Origin of the sequence: Brevibacterium samyangense (genome assembly GCF_039529845.1) — a bacterium.
Classification (GTDB): domain Bacteria; phylum Actinomycetota; class Actinomycetes; order Actinomycetales; family Brevibacteriaceae; genus Brevibacterium; species Brevibacterium samyangense.
The window spans coordinates 8,467-27,819 of record NZ_BAAANO010000012.1; the positions used below are offsets into that span (position 1 = coordinate 8,467).

The window sequence follows — 19,353 nt, forward strand, 5'->3', positions numbered from 1 at the left end:
TGCCGGCCTCCGCGCTGTCGGTGATCCGTCCGGCGAGCGCCGGCAGGGTGCCCACGATCGCGTCGCGGAAGTCCTGTCCGCCGACGCCGATGAGACCCGTCGAGCACACGAGCACGTCCTGGGCGGACACCTCGAGGAGTTCGGCCGCGGTCTCCGCGGTGAGGTGGGAGGTCTCGAAGCCGAAGGATCCGGTGAAGCAGTTCGCGCCCCCGGAGTTGAGGACGACGGCGCGGGCGCGGCCGTCGCTCGAGGCCTGCCTGCTCCACAGCACGGGGTTCGCCTGGCAGCGGTTCGAGGTGTACACCGCCGCGACGGCGTCGTTCGGGCCGGTGTTGACGACGAGCGCGAGGTCGGGCTTGCCGCTCGGCTTGAGGCCGGCGGTGGCCCCGCCGGCCCGGAACCCGCGGGGATGGGTGACGCTCATGGGGCGACTCCTTCGGTGGGGAGGGCGAGGGTTTCGTCGAGCCCGAGTGCGAGATGGGCCGACTGGAGTGCCTGGCCCGCGGTACCGCGGACGAGGTTGTCGAGGGCGACGCTCACGAGCACCTTGCCGGCGCGCTCGTCGATCGCGTACTGGAGGTGCGCGACGTTCGCGCCGGTCGTCGCCGCGGTGTGCGGCCACAGGCCCTCCGGGAGGAGGTCGACGAAGCGTTCGTCGTCGTACGCGGCGTGGAAGGCCGCGTCGATCGCCGCGGGATCGTTCCGGGCCGCCTCGGTGAGGGGGGCGGTGAGGGTCGCGAGGATGCCGCGGGACATCGGGACGAGAGTCGGGGTGAAGGAGATCCGGGTCTCCCCCTCCGCGGCGTCCTGGCCGAGCAGGAGATTGAGGTTCTGCTCGATCTCGGGCACGTGCCGGTGGGTCCCGGCGGTGCCGTAGGGGCTCGCGTCGCCGAGGATCTCCGCCGCGATGAGGTGTGGTTTGAGTGCCTTGCCCGCCCCGGACACCCCGTTCGCGAGGACGGCGGTGAGGTCGGTGTGGTCGATGAGTCCGGCGGCGACGAGCGGTTGGAACCCGAGGGTGACCGCGGTGACGTTGCACCCGGGGACGGCGATCCGCCGGGCGGTGCGGAGCGCCTCGCGCTGTTTCGTACCGTCGGCGCGGAGGAGTTCGGGCAGACCGTAGGCCCACGTGCCCTGGTGCTCCGACCGGTAGAACTTCTCCCATGCCGCGGCGGAGACGAGTCGGTGGTCGGCCGCCAGGTCGAGGACGAGGGTGTCCGGGGAGGTCCGTTCGAGCTCCGCGGCGATCGCCCCCGAGGCGCCGTGCGGCAGCGCGAGGACGACGACGTCGTGGCCCGCGAGCGACTGAGCACTCGAGTCCTGCACCGTCATGTGCGCGTAAGACCGCAGGTGCGGCTGCAGATCCCCGAGTCGCGATCCGGCGGACGAATGCCCGCACACGGTTGTAACGTTGAGCTGCGGATGGCCGGCGAGGAGGCGGAGCACTTCGCCCCCTGCATAGCCGGTGGCTCCGGACACGGCCACGGTGATCTCGGTCATGTGCATAACAATACGCGCCATTGTGTTTTATGCATAATTCCCGGGATTCCGCGGCTCGGGTCCGCTCCGCTCCTCCCCGATCCCCCTACGCACACCGGAGGTACCGTGATCCACGCAGTCCAGGCCGTCCGCGCCGGCGGTCCCGAAGTCCTCGAATACACCGAGGTCCCCGCACCCACCGCCGACGAGGGGAAGCTCCTCGTCGCCGTCGACGCCGCCGGCATCAACTTCATCGACACCTACCGCCGCAGCGGCGCCTACCCCATGGACTACCCGCACATCGTCGGGGTCGAGGGTTCCGGAGTCGTCGAGGAGGTCGGTCCCGGCGTCACCGGTTTCGCCCCCGGTGATCGCGTGTGCTGGCACGACGAGCACGGCTCGTATGCGGAGAAGGTCGCCGTCCGCGCCGACATGGTGATGCGCGTCCCCGACGGCGTCTCCTCCGAGGTCGCCGCCGCGATCCCGCTCCAGGGACTCACCGCCCAGTACCTCGCGACCGGTTCGCACCGCATCGAGCCCGGCCAGACCGCTCTCGTCCATGCGGGCGCCGGTGGAGTGGGACTCCTCCTCACCCAGATCATCAAGCACCTCGGCGGGAAGGTCATCACGACCGTGTCGACCGAGGAGAAAGCGGAACTGTCCCGGGCCGCCGGGGCCGACGAGGTCTTCCTCTACGGCGAGGGTGTCGACATCACGGCGACCGTCAAGGACCTCACCGGCGGTGAGGGCGTCGACGTCGCCTACGACGGCGTCGGCAAGGACACCTTCGACGCCTCGCTCGCCTCCCTCAAGGTCCGTGGATCGATGGTCCTCTTCGGCGCGGCGTCCGGTCCCGTGCCGCCGTTCGACATCCAGCGCCTCAACTCGTCCGGCGGCATCTTCCTGTCCCGCCCCTCCCTCGCCTGGTTCGTCCGCAGCCCCGAAGAGCTCGCCGAACGCTCCGCGATGCTCTTCGACGGCCTCACGAAGGGCTGGCTCGACTTCCGCGTGGGCGCCTCCTTCCCGCTCGCCGAGGCCGCCGAGGCACACCGCGCGCTCGAGGGCCGTCGCACCACCGGCAAGGTCGTCCTCGTCCCCTGACCCGGCATTCCCGGTACCCGCCGAGGCGCCGCGCACCTTCGACAGGTCCGCGGCGCCTCGGCATTCGCGCGGGAAACTACTTGAACCGTCGTTGGTGGAGGGCCGGGGCGAGGACGACGATCGCGAGCACGAACCCGGAGAGCAGCACCCAGGCTCCGAAGTACGTGAAGATCGTGAGGGCCGGGGTGAGCGACGGGCCGAAGTCCGCAGCCATGAGGACGACACCGGCGAGGACGAGGGCGATCGCGACGAGCACCTGGATGAGCTGGTCGAGGACCCCGCCGACGAGGTCCCGGATGACATCGATGCTCAGGCCCTTCATACCGATGTCGAGAGACCCGTCCTCGAGCTGTTTGACGACCCGGCTGATCTCGAGCGGCAGACCCGCGACGACCGGGACGGTCGCGGCGGCATAGAGTCCGAGGCCCTCGACCGCGTCGCCGAGGTTCTGGGTGCGGCTGAGGAGTTCGTCCATGTGCTCGCGCACCATGAGGAGGAGATCGGCCTCCGGGTCGAGCTTCTTGAGCGACCCCTCGAGGGTGCTGATCGCCCGGAACGCCGTCCCGACCGCGGGCGGGAGTTCGAACCCGTGGTCGATGACGAACTGGAGGAGAGCGGTGAAGAGGCCGCTCGATCCCCCGGGCATGCCCGCGTCGAACTGGAGGAGCAGCTGCCCGACCTCCCGCTGGATCTTCCGGGTGTCGCCCTCCGGTGGCATGCCGAAGATGTCGATGATCGCGTTCGTCGCCGCGGTCGAGTCCTGCCGTTCGAAGGCGAGCAGGAGGAGGGTGATGTCACGACGGTCGCGCTTGTCCAGCCGACCGACCGCACCGAAGTCGATGAGCCCGGCGCGCCCGGCGTCGTCGATGACGATGTTGCCGGCGTGGAGGTCGGCGTGGAACACCCCGGTCTCGAGGACCTGGCCGGCGACGAGCAGGAAGAGATCACGGGCGATCTCCCGGCGGGCGAGCATCGAGAGCTGTCCGAGGACGGCGTCCGCCTTCGACAGCGGAACACCCTGCATGCGTTCCATCACGATGACACGCTCACCGCTCAGGTGCTCGTAGACGGCGGGGATCCGCACGACCGAGCGACGGTGCGGGTCCATCGCGCGCCGCAACTGCTCCGTCTGCCGGATCTCCCCGCGGTAGTCGAGTTCCTCCGCGAGGGACTCGAGGAACCCGTCGGCGATCCCGCGGACCCCGATCTTCCGTGCCCACCCGGCCGAGTTCTCCATCCTCTCGGCGAGGGTGTGGATGATGTCCGAGTCCGCCTTCACCTGACGACGGATGTGGGGACGTTGCACCTTGACGACGACCTCCGTCCCGTCGTGGAGGACCGCCGGGTGCACCTGGGCGACGGAGGCCGCGGCCATCGGCTCCTTCGAGAACTCGGCGAAGATCTCCTCGACCGGACGGCCCCAGATCTTCACGAGCTCGGGTTCGATCGCGGAGTACGGCACGGGCGGGACGTCGGACTGGAGCTTCGAGAACTCCTCGACGAACTCCGTCGGCACGATGTCCGCCCGCGAGGCGACGAACTGCCCGAGCTTGACGAAGGTGACACCGGCGGCGGCGAACACCTCCGAGGTCGCCTGGGCGATCTCCCGCATCGAGACCTTGAACGAGGGGATGCGGGGCCGCATGTACCGACTGAGACCGTGGGACAGGAGCAGTCGCTGGATCTGGGAGAGCCGACTCACACGCCGGTAGAGCGAGGGCAGTCGGACCGCGGCGCGCGCGAGCGTCGTGAACGTACCGCTCGGCATCACGAGTTCGAGGGCGAGGAGGACCGCCATCTGGATGACGACCATCCAGGCGAACAGGAGGATGAAGATCATCGCGGCCTCGAAGCTCACCTCGAGCCACGGGATCGTGCCGTCCTGCGAGATCCCGAGGATCTCGTAGGACGCCCGCGTGATCGGCCAGATCGCGGTGCCCATGACGAGCGACAGCACGGTGTTGCGCAACCATCCGGTGCCCACGCTGATCGTGCGTCGCACGAGCACGCCCACGACGAGGGCGCTCACGAGCGCCCACACCACCGACCACAGGATGTCCATGCATGCCCTTCCGACGTGCGAATCCGTGACCCACAGAACCGAGTCCCACAGTATCCCAGGCCACGGACATGCCGAGGCGCCCCTCACCACTGCAGGGTGAGGGGCGCCTCGGGAACGGTCGCCGGTGTCGGCGGGTTCAGTCGTTCATCGTGATCGTCCGGCTCGTCCCCGTGAGGGAGCCGGCGGCCGCCGCGAGGTCCTCCGGCCGATCGACGCCCGCCCGGACGAACCGTCCGGAGTAGGCGTCGAGGTCACCCGAGGCGAGCGCGAGCGCGAGGTCGACAAGGTCCTCCTCACGGGTCCACTCCTCACGACCGTCGTGGAGGGGCATGCCGTGTGTCATGTCCGAGCGGATGACGCCGGGGGCCATCTCGAAGATCCGCAGCCCCTTGTCGTATCCGTAGTGGTGCACCGACTGCGCGATCCGGAAGAGCGAGGTCTTCGTCGCCGAGTACGCCGCGTACTCGACCGTCCCGCGCGAACCCGAACCGGAGTTGAGATCGATGATGCGGGTCGGTTCGCCGGTCTGCGCGGCGACCTCGAGGAGATGTGCACCGAGCGCGTTGATCACGAGGAGGGGGCCGAGGGTGTTCGCCTCGACGACCGCCTGCAGACTCGCCGGATCGGCCTCCCACAGCGGCCCCTCGGTGCGCTCGATGCGCCCCGCGTTGTTCACGAGCACCCGGAGGTTCGTCCCGGTCTCGGACTCGGCCTCGTACACCGTCGCGGCGAAGGACCGCACGGACTCGGCATCGGCCACCTCGAGGCCCGTGCCGCGCACCGTCGCGCCGGTCGCGGCGGCGATCTCCTCGGCGGCGACCCGGGCTCGCTCGGCGTCCGTCGCGGTGAGGAGCACCCGGTACCCGGCGCGGGCGAAGCCCTCGGCGAGGTGCCGCCCGATGCCGCGGGTGCCGCCCGTGACGACCGCGAGATCGCTGTGGTGGTCCGTCGTCGCGCCGATCATCCGCGCACGCTCGCATCGAATCGTGCGGCGGCGACGGCGGTCGCGGCCTCGCGGAGTGCGGAGGCCTCGTCGGCGGTCATCGTCCGCTCTGCACGGAAGGTCATGCGGAAGGCGACCGACTTCTTCCCGGCGGGCACCTGGTCGCCGGTGTAGACGTCGAAGACCTCGAGGTTCTCGAGCTCGTCCCCGGCCCCCTCACGGAGGGCCGCTGCGAGTTCCGCGGCGGGAACGCCGGCGTCGACGACGAGTGCGACGTCCTGGCGGGACACCGGATAGGTCGACAGCGCGCCGGCCCAGTCCCGGGTGTCCTCCTGGGAGAGGAGTGCGTCGAGGGAGATCTCGAAACCGACCGTCCGGCCGGGCAGCCCGAGGGTCTCGAGGACCTTCGGGTGGAACTCGCCGGCGTGACCGAGCACGGTGCCGTTCGCGAGGACGAACCGGGCACATCGTCCCGGGTGGTAGGGCGCGTACTCCGCGGCCTCGACCGTCACGGTCACGCCGGAGGTCGCGGCGATCCGACGGACGGTGTCGATGACGTCGAACGCGTCCGCGGGACGGCCTTTGCCCCACGTACCGGGCAATTCCGCGTTCCCGGCGATGACGCCCGCGTAGTGGTAGGGCTGGCGCGGCACCGAGGCGCGGATCCGCGCGAGCTCCTCGGCGCTCGGGTGGTACCCCGGTTCGAACCGCAGTCCCTCGGCGGAGATGGATTCGGCGACGGGCGCCTCGGGTGCGGTGACGAGACCGGCCTCGAAGAGGGCGACGTCCTTGAACCCGCGGCCGAGGTTGCGCGAGAGCGCGTCCACGAGCGTGACGAGGAGGTTCGTGCGCATGAGCGGGTGGTCCTCGGCCATCGGGTTCGCGAGGCGCACGTTGAAGCGGCGCGGGTCGTCCTTCGCGATCCCGAAGGCGTCACTCCGGGCGTCGTCGGTGAACGGGTAGGTGAGGACCTCGGTGTAACCGGTTGCGGCGAGCAGGTTCGAGACCCGGCGCCGGGCCTTCTGGGCACGGGTGAGCCCGCGTCCGCCCGGGGCCTGGGGCACCCGGGACGGGATGCGCTCGTAGCCGCCGGCGCGGGCGATCTCCTCGACGAGGTCGATCGGATCCGTGATGTCCGAACGCCACGTGGGAACCGTGACGCGGAGGAGGTCGCCGTCCTCGGCGACCGAGCAGCCGACCGCGGTGAGGAGACCGATGATCTCCCCGCGCGAGTACTCGACCCCGACCTTCGCGGTCGCGAGACCCACGGGGAGTTCGAGGATCCGCGGCACCGGGGCCTCGCCGACCTCGGTCGTGGCGGCATCGAGCGTTCCGCCGCCGAGTTCGACGAGGAGCTCGGCGCAACGACGCGCGGCTGCCGGCCCGAGGGCCGGGTCGACGCCGCGTTCGAACCGCTTCGACGCCTCGGACGGCAGCTTGTGCCGACGGGCGGTGCGGGCGATCGAGATCGGATCGAAGTGTGCGGACTCGATGAGAACCGCGGCAGTGGAGTCGGTGACCTCGAGTTCGGCACCACCCATGACACCGGCGAGGCCGATGATGTGGCTGGTACCCGCGGTCTCGTCGGTGATGAGGAGGTCCTCGGGATGCAGCTTCCGGGTGACGTCGTCGAGGGTCGTGAGGGTCTCCCCCGCCTTCGCCCGGCGTACCACCATGCGGTCGCCGAACTTCTCGAGGTCGTACGCGTGGAGTGGCTGCCCGAGTTCGAGCATCACGTAGTTCGTCACGTCGACGGTGAGGGAGATCGGACGCATCCCGGCCTCGAGGAGGCGGCGACGCATCCAGAACGGGGTCTGACGGGTCGGGTCGATGCCCCGGACGGTGAGCGCGGTGAGGCGGTCGCAGCCGGGCACCCCGTGGATGGGGGCGTCGTCGGCGAGAACGACGGGGTAACCGTCCTCGGTCGGAGCGTTCACCTCCCGGTGTGCGGGGTCCGCGAAGGGCTGCTTCCTCAGCATCGCGTACTCGCGGGCGATCCCCCGCATCGAGAGCTGGTACCCGCGGTCCGGCGTGATGTTCACATCGAGCGTCGTGCGGTCGAGGCCGAGGAGCGCGAGCGCGTCGTCGCCCGGGGTACCGTCGAGGCCCCAGTCGGACAGCACGATGATGCCCGAGTGGTCGTCACCGAGCCCGAGTTCCTTGGCCGAGCAGATCATGCCGTCGGAGACGTGCCCGTAGGTCTTGCGGGCGGCGATCGCGAAATCACCGGGCAGCACGGCCCCCGGGAGCGCAGCGACGACGAGGTCGCCGGCGACGAAGTTGTGCGCGCCGCACACGATGCCGCGCGGTTCGTCCTCACCGGTGTCCACCCGGCACCAGTTCACCGTCTTGCCGTTGGAGTGCTTCTCCTTCTCGAGTTCGAGCACCCGGGCGACGACGACCGGTCCGGTGACCTCGGGGCCGTAGTACTCCTCCTCCTCGAGTCCGATCCCGGCGAGGTCGGCGGCGAGGGCGTGGTAGTCGTCGACGTCGGACAGGTCGACGAGGTCTCCGAGCCATTCGAGTGGGACGCGCATCAGGCGGTCACCCCGAATCGTGCGGAGAAGCGGAGGTCGCCCTCGACCATGTCGTGCATGTCGTTGATGCCTTCCTTCAGCATGAGAGTGCGTTCGATGCCCATTCCGAAGGCGAAGCCCTGGTAGACATCGGGGTCGAGTCCGGCCGCGCGGATGACGTTGGGATGCACCATTCCGCAGCCGCCCCATTCGATCCACCCCGGGCCACCGACCTTCTGCGGGAACCAGAAGTCCATCTCGGCACTCGGTTCGGTGAACGGGAAGAACGAGGGACGCAGCCGGGTCCTCGACTCGGGACCGAACATCGCACGGGCGAACTCGTCGAGCGTGCCCTTGAGGTCGGCCATCGTGAGGCCCATGTCGATCGCGATGCCCTCGACCTGGTGGAACACCGGCGTGTGGGTCGCATCGAGTTCGTCGGTGCGGAAGGTCTTGCCGGGCACGACGACGTAGAGCGGGGCTCCCCGTTCGAGGAGCGACCGGGACTGCACCGGGGACGTGTGGGTGCGCAGGAGCAGCGAGGCGGAAGCGGGATCCACGAAGAACGTGTCCTGCATCTGCCGGGCCGGGTGGTCCGGGCCGAAGTTGAGCGCATCGAAGTTGAACCACTCGGCCTCGACCTCGGGTCCCTCGGCGACCTCCCACCCGTGTCCGACGAAGTGGTCGGCGATCTGCTCCTGGAGCAACTGGAGGGGGTGCCGGGCGCCGAGCGGACGGCGGGCCGAGGGCAGGGTGACGTCGATCGCCTCGGCCACGAGGACCTCGGCGTCGCGCTGGGCCTCGAGAGCGGCCTGGCGGGCCGCGAACGCCTTGTTCACGCGTCCCCGGGACTGGCCGACGACCTTGCCCGCAGCGGCCTTCTCCGTCTTGTCGAGTCCACCGATCGCGCGATTTGCGAGGGCGAGGGGCGACTTGTCCCCCATGTGCTCGATCTTGGCGGCCTTGAGCTCGTCCAGGGTGGTCGCGGCCTCGAATGCGGCTTCGGCGGCATCGACCGCCGCCTGCACCGAAGACTCGTCGCGCGGATCGATCTGCGCTGTCATCGGCCTACTTTCTCTCGGGATTTCACGGTTATCGGTCAGTCTAGTGCGCGAGCGCACACGGTCCGTCGGCGTTCCCGCGTCAGCGCAGCCGGACGTTGCGGGCGGACTCGTAGATGCACAGGCTCGCGGCGGTGGCGAGGTTGAGGCTCTCCGCCCGACCGTAGATCGGGATGGACACCGCACCGTCGCACAGCCCGCGGTCGGCCTCCGGGAGTCCCCATGCCTCGTTGCCGAACACCCACATCGTCGGAGCGGTGAGATCGAGGCCGGTGTCCCACGGTGCATGGAGATCGTGCACGGGCGGGTGCGTGTCCGCTGCGAGGACCTGAAGTCCGCGTGCCCGGCCGAGCTCCGTCACCTCGGAGAGTCCGACCCCGGTGACGACCGGCACGTGGAAGAGCGAGCCGGCGGTGGACCGCACGGTCTTCGGGTTGTACACGTCGACCGAGCTCGAGGTGTAGACGACGGCATCCGCGCCCGCGGCGTCCGCGACGCGCAACACGGTGCCGGCATTCCCGGGGTCCCGGACCTGGGAGAGGACGACGACGAGCTTCGCGTCCTTCGTCACGACCTCGGTGAGTGCGACGTCGACGAATCCGCAGACCGCGAGGATCCCCTGGGAGGCGACGGTGTCGCTCATGTGCGCGATGAGGGAGGGATCGACCTGGCGCACGCGGATTCCCGCCGCCTTGGCCGCGGCGATGATGTCGGGGTGTCGCTCGGCCGCCTCGTGCGTCGCGAAGGCGTCCTCGACCCGGACCTCGTCACGGGCGGCTCCGGCGAACGCCTCACGCACGGACTGCGGGCCCTCTGCCAGGAAGAGTCGTTCCCGCTGGCGCACGTTCCGGCGGGACAGGTTGCCGGCGGCCTTCACCCGGGGCGAATTCACCGAGGTGAGCACCGGGCCGGTGAGGAGCGGGTGGCGAAGGGGCGCGTCGGCGGAGGGATCCGGTCGGGAGGTCATGGTGCCCCAGTCTAGTGGCGGTGAATGCGACGCACCCCCACGGGAAGCCCGTGGGGGTGCGTGAAGCGCTCGATCGTCCTGCGCGGTCCCGAACGGGACCTGCGAGGAGGGATCAGGCTGCGGTGCGCGGAGCGTTGACGTCCGCCGGAAGCGCGTCCTTGGCCACCTTCACGAGGGTGGCGAAGGTCGCGGCGTCGTTGACGGCGAGCTCGGCGAGCATACGGCGGTCGACCTCGACGCCGGCAGCCTTGAGGCCCTGGATGAAACGGTTGTAGGTCATGCCATTGGCGCGCGCGCCGGCATTGATGCGCTGGATCCAGAGGCGACGGAAGTCACCCTTGCGGGCGCGGCGGTCACGGTAGCTGTAGACCAGCGAGTGGATGACCTGTTCCTTGGCCTTGCGGTACAGGCGGGACCGCTGACCGCGGTAGCCGCTTGCGCGGTCGAGAATGACCCGACGCTTCTTCTTGGCGTTGATCGCCCTCTTCACACGTGCCACGTGTACTCCTTAGAAAAATGGTGCGGTGCCGGCGTGCCGGAGCGGTCCTCCTACGGAACCCGCCCCTCGCCGCCGCAACGGAAAGTCTCTTACTTGAGCTTGCCCAGCAGCTTGCGCGCCTTGGCCGCGTCTCCGCCCGTGAGCGTCTTGTCCATGGACAGACGACGCTTGCGCTTGGACGGCTTGTGCTCGGCCAGGTGACGCTTGTTCACCTGTTCGCGCATGACCTTGCCGCTGCCGGTGATCCGAAGGCGCTTCTTGGCACCGCTGTGGGTCTTCTGCTTCGGCATAGTGCCGTTCTCCTTCTCGCATGTCGGGCAGTCCCGGAGCACGCCGCACGGGCATGCCGGACCTGCCGACTGACGTTGTTCGTATCGTTCGCTTCCGTCCGACCCGGATGCCACAGGGCACCCGGTGGACCGAAGTGAGGAAACTTACGCTTCGGCTTCCGCGTCGCCTGCGCCCTCGCGGGCTGCCGGCTCGGCCTTCGCCTGGGCCTGACGTTCGCGGCGGGACTTGACCTCGGCCCGCGAACCCTTCGCCTGTCCGGACGCCTGGCGCTGTTCGGCCTTGGCGTCCGCCTTGGACTTGACGGGAGCGATCACCATCACCATGTTGCGACCGTCGACCCGCGGCGAGGACTCCACGGTACCGAGGTCCGAGATCTCCTCGGCGAGCTTGTTGAGGAGCCGCATGCCCATCTCCGGGCGCGACTGCTCACGACCGCGGAACATGATCATGACCTTGACCTTGTCGCCACCGGCGAGGAACCGCGTGACGTGGCCCTTCTTGGTCTCGTAGTCGTGCTCGTCGATCTTGAGACGGAACCGGATCTCCTTGAGGGCCATATTGGCCTGGTTCTTCCGGGCCTCACGCGCCTTCTGAGCAGATTCGTACTTGAACTTGCCGTAGTCCATGAGCTTCGCCACGGGGGGCTTGGCCTGGGGTGCGACCTCGACGAGATCGAGATCGGCTTCACGGGCGAGATCGAGTGCCTTGCGGATCGCAACGATTCCCACCTGTTCGCCGTTCGGGCCGACCAGGCGGACTTCCGGAACTCGAATCCGATCGTTGATACGCGGCTCGCTGATGTGCTGCTCCTTCTCAAGATGACTGGTGATGGCGCAAAAGAAAAAGGCTCCCTTCGGCGCATGCCAAGGGAGCCCGGACGAATTCGGCGCCGTGCGCTCTCGAGGAGAGCGTGCGGTGCAGGGCGGTCACCGTTCCCGCAGGAGGTGGGTGGACCGTTTCCTGCCGACGGTATGCTCGAGCGGGTCTCCCCTGTCGAGCCGAGTGCTCCGATCCGGATGTGCGCGGCCGACCGATGGAATCGGAGGGCACTGCGGTACGACCGGCCGGAACGGACGGATCCGTCGACGTCATTCGTGACCCGACCACCGTGAGTGGTCCAGGTGGGAGCCGAGGCCCCTCTTTGCACTCGCACTATCGTACTACACCCCGTGGCCGCACGCACAACCGGGCACGCCGGTGATGCTCGGCACACCGGAACGCGGCCTCGCGCCCGCGCGCACGCGGGGCGCCGTCGCGTGTGGGAGAATCCTCGGCATGACTTCCGCAGATTTCTCATTCGATCCGAACCCCTCGGCACAGATGTCCGACGAGGAGATCACCGCCGCGGGCGCACAGGCCGTGCGTGACATCGCCGACGTGCCTGCCGTCGAGATCATCGCCTCGGCCGCGGTCCACCTCATGTCCGCCGCTGCCGTCAAGGTCGGACTCGCCGAGGACACCCCCGAGGTGAAGGCCGAGGAGCTCAAGGACCTCGACGAGGCCCGCAAGCTCATCACCGCCCTCGCCGGCCTCGTCACCGCAGGGTCGACGGAGATCGGCGACCACCACGCCCGCCCGCTGCGCGACGGACTGCGATCGCTCCAGCTCGCCTTCCGCGAGGCCTCGGTCGTTCCCGACGCTCCGGGTCAGGGTCCGGGCGAGAAGTACACCGGTCCGGTGCGCTGACGCACGTGCTGCACGGTCGAGGCCGGGTGTTCCCCAGGAGGGAGCACCCGGCCTCCGTCGTTCCCGGGGCGGGCGCCGAGGTGCCCGGTCCGCACGCCGCTCGGGCGCCTCGGGCCGGGCACGGCGCTCAGTCGAAGAAGTGCGGGACGTCGACGGCCCCGCCGGCGGATTCGAACTCCTCGTGGACCGCGTCCGCGAGGGCATCGTCGTACAGATAGTCGAGTGCGACCCCGGCGAGGCCGTACGCGCCGTCGAGGGCTGCGGCCTCCGCGGCGGGGGTGACGGCCGCCTCGGCGAACTCCCGGGTGTGGAGTGCGACATCGGAGTCGGAGACCTTGAGGAGCGGGTGGATACCGGGCATCCGGAAGCTCACGTTGCCGAAGTCCGTCGAGGCGGCGATGGACTCGTCGAGGACACCCGCCGCGAGCGGGTTCCGGCCGCGTTCGCGCTCGCGTTCGCACCACCGCGCGGTGAGCGTGCTGTTCGTCCGCACCGGGAGGTTCGCCGGGTGGCGATCCCAGGAGATGTCGACACCGGCGCCGGTCATGAGCGCTGCTCCGCGGGCGATGTCCTCGACCCGCGCCGAGAGGTCCTTGAGGGTCTCCGGGTACTTCGAACGGATGTAGAACTGCAGGCTCGCGGTCTCCGTGACGATCGACGGACGCGTCCCTCCCTCGGGGACGACGGCGTGGATGCGGTCGATCGGGGGCATCTGCTGACGGAGCAGACCGATGCCCTGGTACATGAGCGACACCGCGTCGAGCGCATTGCGCCCCATGAACGGCTGGGCCGAGGCGTGGGCCGGCACACCGGTGAACGTGACGTCCAACAGGCGGCGACCGAGCCACACCTGATCCGCCGCATCGTATCCGTAGCCGTGGAGCATGATCGCGGCATCGATATCCGTGAACGCGCCACCGCGCGCCATGACCTCCTTGCCCGCGTGTCCCTCCTCGGCGGGCGTCCCGTAGAGGACGACCGTCCCCGGGAGCGAACCGGGCCGGGCCTTCTCGAGTGCCGCGAGGGCGAGGAATGCACCGACCCCGGTCGCCGCGATGACGTTGTGACCGCAGCCGTGGCCGATCCCCGGGAGGGCGTCGTACTCGGCGAGGATGCCCATCGACCGGCCCTCCCCGCTCCCGATCCGTGCGCGCAGTGCCGTGGACACCCCCGCGGTACCGAGTTCCGCCTCGATCCCGTGCGCGGCGAGCAGCCGGACGATCGCCTCGGCGCTCCTGACCTCCTCGAACGCGGGCTCGGCGTAACCGTGGATCTCGTGGAGCAGCGCGGTGACATCGGCGCCCACTGCCGCGAGGCCTTCGGCGAGGTGCTCCGTGAGCGCCTCCGGGGCCCCGCGGAACGGGGAGGTGACGGGACCGGCGGCCGCTGCGCGACGTGCGGTGTCCTCCGCCATCGTGCGGAGGTAGAAGTCGTTCGGCTCCGTCGGTGCGGAGAGGTCTCGGTGTGAGGAGGTCATACCTCCGACCCTACCGAGCGGGTCGGGAACCCACCTGCATTGTTCGGTGCGTCACAGCTCCGGGCGTCACCGGACCGAACGGAGCGTGATGCGCGTCGAGTCGACCCGGTCGACGACGACCTCGTGTCCCGCGAGCGCCTGCTGGAACTCCTGCAGGTCCTCCGGGCAGGGACGACCCGTCACCGTGAGGACGAGGGCCACCTCGGGACCGGAGACGTGGACCGTGTGCGAGCCCGGCGCGAGCGCCACCGACTCGATCCAGGAGAAGCGCCGGGCGAGTGCGCCCACCGCCTCGGCGACCTCCCGGTCCGCCCAGGCGGGCGTCCAGTCGTGGCCCCGGACGAAGGCCCACAACGCGGTGCGCCGCAGGAGGAACGGGGCCCGGGAACCGGGGTCGAGGACGACGAGCTGTGCACCCTCCTCGATGGCCGCCATGCAGAGGCGCTCGCTCTCGATCGGCACCGGGCGGGCGCCCGTTCCCCATTCCGTGAGATGCGGGATGTCGGAGAATCCGGGAGTGCACTCCCGCCCGTCCTCCGCGGCGAGCCGCACCATCGCCATCTCCGAGGAGTTGTCGTGGACGAGCCCCGCGGCGTCCGTCGTGTGTTCGACGGCCGTCGGCATCACGGGCGCGTAGAGCCGGGTGCCGCGCAGCGCGTTCACCACGGCGCGGTGCGCGGCGGGGTCGAACGGGGAGTCCGTCACCGCGCGCAGAGCCGCCGCGAGTGCCGGGTCGGCCTCCCCCGTGTCACCGGAGAAGGGGTTCGGTCGCAGATCGCGGCCGGCCCACGGAACCCCGGCGCTGTCCCCGGTGTTCCCCTCGGCCGGGCCGTCTCCCGCGGGTGCGGTCCCCTCCGTCATCAGCGCCCGGCGACGTCGAGGGCCTGCTCGAGCGTGAACTTCCCCGCGTAGAGGGCCTTGCCCATGATCGCGGAGTCGACACCCCGGGGCACGAGCTCGCGGAGAGCGCGCAGGTCCTCGAGGGAGGAGATCCCGCCGGAGGCGACGACCGGCTTCTGCGTACGCTCGGCGACCGAGGCGAGGAGGTCGAGATTCGGCCCCTGGAGGGTCCCGTCCTTGTTGACGTCGGTGACGACGTAGCGGGCGCACCCCACGGCCTCGAGGGTCGCGAGGACCTCGAAGAGATCACCGCCGTCCTTCGTCCAGCCGCGGGCCGCGAGAGTGGTCCCCCGGACGTCGAGGCCGATCGCGATCGTGTCGCCGTACTCCGCGATGACCTCGGCGGTCCACTCGGGGTTCTCGAGCGCGGCGGTACCGATGTTCACACGCTCGGCGCCGGTGTCGAGGGCCCGCTCGAGGGACTCGGTGTCACGGATACCACCGGAGATCTCGACCTTGAGGTCGACCGCGCGCGTCACCTCACGAAGCAGCGCGTAGTTCGAACCGCGCCCGAAGGCCGCATCGAGATCGACGAGATGGATCCATTCGGCCCCCGCGGCCTCGAAGGACTGCGCGGCCTCGATCGGCGAACCGTAGTCGGTCTCGGAGCCGGCGGCACCGCGCACGAGGCGGACGGCCTTGCCGTCGGCGACGTCGACGGCGGGCAGGAGGGTGAGTTTCGGGGTGGTATCGGTCATGGGTTCCACTTCTCGTTCGTGATGGGGCTTCAGGATGCGGAGGGGTCGAGGGTGTCCACCCAGTTGCGCAGGAGCGCGAAGCCGGCGTCACCGGACTTCTCGGGGTGGAACTGGGTCGCCCAGGTGGTGCCGTCCTCGACCGCGGCGACGAAGGGCTCGCCGTGCGAGGCCGTCGTCGCGAGGACACCGGCGGGCGCCTCGTGCGCGGCGTAGGAGTGGACGAAGTAGAAACGTTCGTCCTCGATCCCGGCGAACATGCGACTGCCGGAGGGCACCGAGACCGTGGACCAGCCCATGTGCGGCACGACGTCGGCGCGCAGGCGCGTGACCTCGCCGGGCCAGATCCCGAGGCCCGCGTGGGTGACCCCGTGCTCCGTGCCGCTGGAGAAGAACACCTGGTGGCTCACACAGATGCCGAGGAGGGGCCGCCGCTGTGCGTGCCGCTGGAGGACGATCTCCGCGGCGCCGGCCTTCTCGAGGGCACCCATGACCGCGGCGAAGGCCCCGACCCCGGGGACGAGCAACCCGTCGGCCTCGAGCGCGGCGGTGCGGTCGGCCGTGAGGGTCACGTCCGCTCCGGTCCGTGCGACCGCGCGCACCGCCGAGCGGACGTTCCCGGACCCGTAGTCGAGGACGACGACGCGCGGTTTCATGCCGCCTCCGTTCTCGCTCCGGTGAGGAGGGCCCGCATCCTCCAGACCCCGAAGCCACCGACGAGGACCGCGAGCGCCATGACGACCCAGCCGGCGGTGAAGCCGTTCATCACACCGATGAGCGCGGAGACGAGGACGACGAGCGCGAGGAGGACGAGAACCGCCCACAGGAGCGCAGTACGGGCGAGGGCGGCACGTGCCGGGGTCATCGTCACCTGGGACGCCTGGAGGCGGGTCATCGTCGACGTGTCGATGTGCCCGTCGACGTCCTGCGGATCGAGCACCTCGAGGAGAAGCTTCTCGAGTTCCCCCGGGAGGTTGGTGAGGGCGAGACCGGCGGGGACATCGGCCTCCCGCTCACCGTGCCGGTAGTGGGCGGCGTCGATCTGTTCCTCGCTCCGCACCATGAGGAGGACCTCGTGCTTGCCCGCGAGAGCGGAGAGCTTCGCGGCGGCGCGGTTGCCCTCGGCGATCGAGGTGCCGTCCTGGACGACCGCGGAGAACTCGCCGATCGGGACGACCTCGCCGGGGATGTCGGACAGCACGCAGGCGGCCGCGAGTTGCTGCGGCCTGCCGAAGGGCGTGACAATGACGGTTCTGCTCACAGGGCTCCCTTGGTGCTCGGAATGTCGGTGATGCGCGGATCGGACTCGACGGCCTCCCGCAGTGCGCGGGCGAACGCCTTGAACTCGGCCTCCGCGATGTGGTGCGGGTCCCGCCCGGCGAGGCACGTGAGGTGGACCGTGAGGCCCGCGTGGAAGGTGAGGGACTCGAGGGCGTGGCGCACCATCGACCCGGTGAAGTGCCCGCCGATGAGGTGGAACTCGAAGCCCGCCGGTTCTCCCGTGTGGACGAAGTACGGGCGACCGGAGACGTCGACGACGCACTGCGCGAGCGCCTCGTCGAGCGGGACCGCCGCGTTGCCGTAGCGGCGGATGCCGGCCTTGTCGCCGAGCGCCTCCGCGAGGCACTGCCCGATGACGATCGCGGTGTCCTCGACGGTGTGGTGGACGTCGATGTGGACGTCCCCGCGGGCGTGCACCGTGAGGTCGATGAGCGAGTGCTTCGACAGCGCGGTGAGCATGTGGTCGTAGAAACCGACCCCGGTGTCGATCGAGGAGGTGCCGGTGCCGTCGAGGTCGACGGAGACCGTGATCTCCGATTCGCTCGTGGCACGGCTCCGGGTGGCGGTGCGATGTGTCATTCTCCGGCCCCTTCGTGCGTGGTGGCGTTCTGTGCGTCCGTGACGTGGGCGCCCGTGCCGCGTGCGGCGAGAACGGACGGGTCCCGGCGGACGATCGCCGTGACGGCCTCGAGGAACGCGGTGGTCTCCTCCTCCGTGCCGGCGTTGACGCGCAGGTGCCCGGCGATACCGATGTCGCGGACGAGGACACCGGCATCGAGGAGGCTCTGCCAGAGGGCGTGGGGATCACGGATCCCACCGAACATGAGGAAATTCGAGTCGCTCGGGACCACGGAGAACCCCAGGTCCGCGAGCGTCGCGGACATCCGATCGCGCTGCGCGACGAGACGGTCGACGTTCCCGAGGAGGACCTCGGCGTGGTCGAGTGCGGCGCAGGCGGCGGCCTGGGTGAGATCCGAGAGGTGATACGGCAGTCGCACGAGGCGGAGTGCGTCGATGAGCGCGGGATGTGCGACGGCGTACCCGAGGCGGACGCCGGCGAACGCGAAGGCCTTCGACATCGTGCGGGAGACGACGAGCCGCGGATTGTCCGGGAGGAGTGTGAGCGCGGAGACGTAGCCGTCCCGGGCGAACTCGGCATAGGCCTCGTCGACGACGACGATCCCCGCGGTCGCGGCGAGCACCGCCTCGATGACCTCGAGTGGCATCCCGGTACCCGTCGGGTTGTTCGGGGTGGTGAGGAAGACGATGTCGGGGCGGTGTTCCTCGATCGCCGCGACGGCGGAACGCGCGTCGAGGCCGAAGTCGGCGTTCCGGTCCACGGAGACCCATGCGGCACCCGTGGACGTGGTGATGAGGGGGTGCATCGAGTAGCTGGGGACGAAACCGAGAGCGGTCCGCCCGGGGCCGCCGAAGGCCTGGACGATGTGGGACAGCACCTCGTTGGAGCCGTTCGCAGCCCAGAGCCACTCGGGCTCGACGGCGCGGAGGGAGGAGGTCCCGCCCTGCCGGGTGAGAACTCCGGAGAGGTAGTCCGCGAGCTTCTCGCGCAGCACGGTGAATTCGCGGTCCGGATACCGGTTGAGCCCCGCGAGAACCGCATGGAGGTTCTTCTCGATCGCCGCGACGACGTCCTCCGGGACGTCGAAGGCGTTCTCGTTGACGTTGAGCTGAACCGGGACGTCGAGCTGCGGAGCGCCGTAGGGTGTCCGGCCGCGCAAATCGTCGCGAATGGGGAGATCCTCGAGTGTCGTCACCGGAGAAGTCTATCGCGCGGGGACGACGAGCTCCTGCCCGGGGTGCACGATCTGGGAGTCGAGACCGTTGAGCTCGACGATCGCGAGAACGACGTCCCTGATGTCCGTCGAGGTCTCCACGTCACCGGCGATCGTCCACAGGGATTCACCCTCGTCGACGACGACCGTGTCGAAGGACTCGAGTCCACCGGCGCCGGCCGCGGTCGCCTGCGGGGTGTTCGACAGAGCGAGGAACAGACCGACGACGAGAACGACGCCGGCGAGAACGAGGGTCCGCACGAGCCGGACGATGCGCCTGCCGCGGGCATCGAGAACGGACGTGGGTGCGGTGGGTGGGACCGGGAGGGGGAAGACCGGCGAAACGCTCATCGTGCGTCAGCTCCTCTGGTGCGAATGCGCTCACGGTGCGAAGCGCGCTGGTGTGCTGTGGTCGAAGGCGAACGGACTCGTTCGAACACGTGTTCTATTGAACCGGACAATCGAACAAATGTCCAGGAATCTCGAACACCTGTGCGAAGATGGATTCGAACGAGGTTGCCGTCCGTGATCCTCACTCTTGCAGGAGGCACGGACACAGAGTCCGGCCCGCGATCGGACATCGGCTCGGCACGAGTACCGGC

20 protein-coding genes are annotated in these 19,353 nt (G+C 69.7%); 2 read left to right on the top strand and 18 right to left on the bottom strand.

All coding sequences use genetic code 11. The features are described 5' to 3' along the window. Together ABD172_RS06225 and argC are read right to left on the bottom strand one after the other, a co-directional pair. The coding region (locus tag ABD172_RS06225; RefSeq protein ID WP_344307950.1) for a bifunctional ornithine acetyltransferase/N-acetylglutamate synthase at positions 1–424 on the bottom strand (424 nt) is incomplete at its 3' end. Then, positions 421–1,500, bottom strand: coding sequence for an N-acetyl-gamma-glutamyl-phosphate reductase (argC, locus tag ABD172_RS06230; protein ID WP_425546658.1), 1,080 nt, complete (start codon positions 1,498–1,500; stop codon positions 421–423). The genes ABD172_RS06225 and argC, both read right to left, overlap by 4 nt. 105 nt (positions 1,501–1,605) lie before the next feature. Between argC and ABD172_RS06235 the strand changes: the two genes are divergently transcribed. Beyond that, entirely contained in the window at positions 1,606–2,580 is a 975-nt protein-coding gene (locus ABD172_RS06235; RefSeq protein WP_344307952.1) for a quinone oxidoreductase family protein, read from the top strand. Between the two features lie 76 nt (positions 2,581–2,656). On the opposite strand, the gene ABD172_RS06240 is transcribed toward ABD172_RS06235, so the two are convergent. The 8 genes from ABD172_RS06240 to infC all read right to left on the bottom strand — a co-directional run bounded on the left by ABD172_RS06240 (position 2,657) and on the right by infC (position 11,749). Continuing rightward, on the bottom strand, positions 2,657–4,642 hold the full coding sequence (locus ABD172_RS06240) for an ABC1 kinase family protein (protein ID WP_344307954.1): 1,986 nt from the start codon (positions 4,640–4,642) through the stop codon (positions 2,657–2,659). 136 nt (positions 4,643–4,778) lie between these two features. Next, positions 4,779–5,606, bottom strand: coding sequence for an SDR family NAD(P)-dependent oxidoreductase (locus ABD172_RS06245; RefSeq protein ID WP_344307956.1), 828 nt, complete (start codon positions 5,604–5,606; stop codon positions 4,779–4,781). After that, complete coding sequence (gene pheT / locus ABD172_RS06250) at positions 5,603–8,122, bottom strand: phenylalanine--tRNA ligase subunit beta (protein WP_344307958.1); 2,520 nt, start codon at positions 8,120–8,122, stop codon at positions 5,603–5,605. The genes ABD172_RS06245 and pheT overlap by 4 nt, the downstream gene beginning before the upstream one ends. Next, entirely contained in the window at positions 8,122–9,165 is a 1,044-nt protein-coding gene (pheS, locus tag ABD172_RS06255) for a phenylalanine--tRNA ligase subunit alpha (protein ID WP_344307960.1), read from the bottom strand. The genes pheT and pheS overlap by 1 nt, the downstream gene beginning before the upstream one ends. Positions 9,166–9,244: 79 nt before the next feature. Then, complete coding sequence (locus ABD172_RS06260; RefSeq protein WP_344307962.1) at positions 9,245–10,129, bottom strand: TrmH family RNA methyltransferase; 885 nt, start codon at positions 10,127–10,129, stop codon at positions 9,245–9,247. A 112-nt stretch (positions 10,130–10,241) separates the two neighbouring features. Then, on the bottom strand, positions 10,242–10,628 hold the full coding sequence (gene rplT / locus ABD172_RS06265) for a 50S ribosomal protein L20 (RefSeq protein ID WP_344307964.1): 387 nt from the start codon (positions 10,626–10,628) through the stop codon (positions 10,242–10,244). 89 nt (positions 10,629–10,717) lie between these two features. Beyond that, positions 10,718–10,918: a 50S ribosomal protein L35 gene (gene rpmI / locus ABD172_RS06270; protein ID WP_344307967.1), complete on the bottom strand. Its 201-nt coding sequence runs from the start codon at positions 10,916–10,918 to the stop codon at positions 10,718–10,720. A gap of 144 nt (positions 10,919–11,062) precedes the next feature. Continuing rightward, positions 11,063–11,749, bottom strand: coding sequence for a translation initiation factor IF-3 (gene infC, locus ABD172_RS06275; RefSeq protein ID WP_344308144.1), 687 nt, complete (start codon positions 11,747–11,749; stop codon positions 11,063–11,065). A 490-nt stretch (positions 11,750–12,239) separates the two neighbouring features. Between infC and ABD172_RS06280 the strand changes: the two genes are divergently transcribed. Then, a complete protein-coding gene (locus ABD172_RS06280; protein ID WP_344308146.1) occupies positions 12,240–12,605 on the top strand; it encodes a DUF1844 domain-containing protein in 366 nt (121 codons plus the stop codon). Between the two features lie 127 nt (positions 12,606–12,732). Here ABD172_RS06280 and ABD172_RS06285 read toward each other — a convergent pair whose 3' ends face one another. The 8 genes from ABD172_RS06285 to ABD172_RS06320 form a co-directional block, all read right to left on the bottom strand. Continuing rightward, a complete protein-coding gene (locus ABD172_RS06285) occupies positions 12,733–14,082 on the bottom strand; it encodes an amidohydrolase (protein WP_344307969.1) in 1,350 nt (449 codons plus the stop codon). A 66-nt stretch (positions 14,083–14,148) separates the two neighbouring features. Beyond that, on the bottom strand, positions 14,149–14,943 hold the full coding sequence (locus ABD172_RS06290; RefSeq protein WP_344307971.1) for an SseB family protein: 795 nt from the start codon (positions 14,941–14,943) through the stop codon (positions 14,149–14,151). Then, positions 14,943–15,680 (bottom strand): bifunctional 1-(5-phosphoribosyl)-5-((5-phosphoribosylamino)methylideneamino)imidazole-4-carboxamide isomerase/phosphoribosylanthranilate isomerase PriA, encoded by a 738-nt coding sequence (gene priA, locus ABD172_RS06295; protein ID WP_344307972.1) that lies wholly within the window; start codon positions 15,678–15,680, stop codon positions 14,943–14,945. Before priA ends, ABD172_RS06290 begins: the two co-directional genes overlap by 1 nt. A 29-nt stretch (positions 15,681–15,709) precedes the next feature. Beyond that, a complete protein-coding gene (hisH, locus tag ABD172_RS06300; RefSeq protein ID WP_344307973.1) occupies positions 15,710–16,333 on the bottom strand; it encodes an imidazole glycerol phosphate synthase subunit HisH in 624 nt (207 codons plus the stop codon). Continuing rightward, a complete protein-coding gene (locus tag ABD172_RS06305) occupies positions 16,330–16,938 on the bottom strand; it encodes a hypothetical protein (protein WP_344307975.1) in 609 nt (202 codons plus the stop codon). Before ABD172_RS06305 ends, hisH begins: the two co-directional genes overlap by 4 nt. Continuing rightward, positions 16,935–17,537 carry an imidazoleglycerol-phosphate dehydratase HisB gene (gene hisB / locus ABD172_RS06310; RefSeq protein ID WP_344307976.1) on the bottom strand — a complete coding sequence of 201 codons (603 nt, stop codon included), beginning with the start codon at positions 17,535–17,537 and terminating at the stop codon, positions 16,935–16,937. The genes ABD172_RS06305 and hisB overlap by 4 nt, the downstream gene beginning before the upstream one ends. Beyond that, entirely contained in the window at positions 17,534–18,733 is a 1,200-nt protein-coding gene (locus ABD172_RS06315; RefSeq protein WP_344307977.1) for a histidinol-phosphate transaminase, read from the bottom strand. The genes hisB and ABD172_RS06315 overlap by 4 nt, the downstream gene beginning before the upstream one ends. 9 nt (positions 18,734–18,742) lie before the next feature. Then, complete coding sequence (locus ABD172_RS06320; RefSeq protein ID WP_344307979.1) at positions 18,743–19,102, bottom strand: LysM peptidoglycan-binding domain-containing protein; 360 nt, start codon at positions 19,100–19,102, stop codon at positions 18,743–18,745. Between the last annotated feature and the right edge of the window lie 251 nt (positions 19,103–19,353).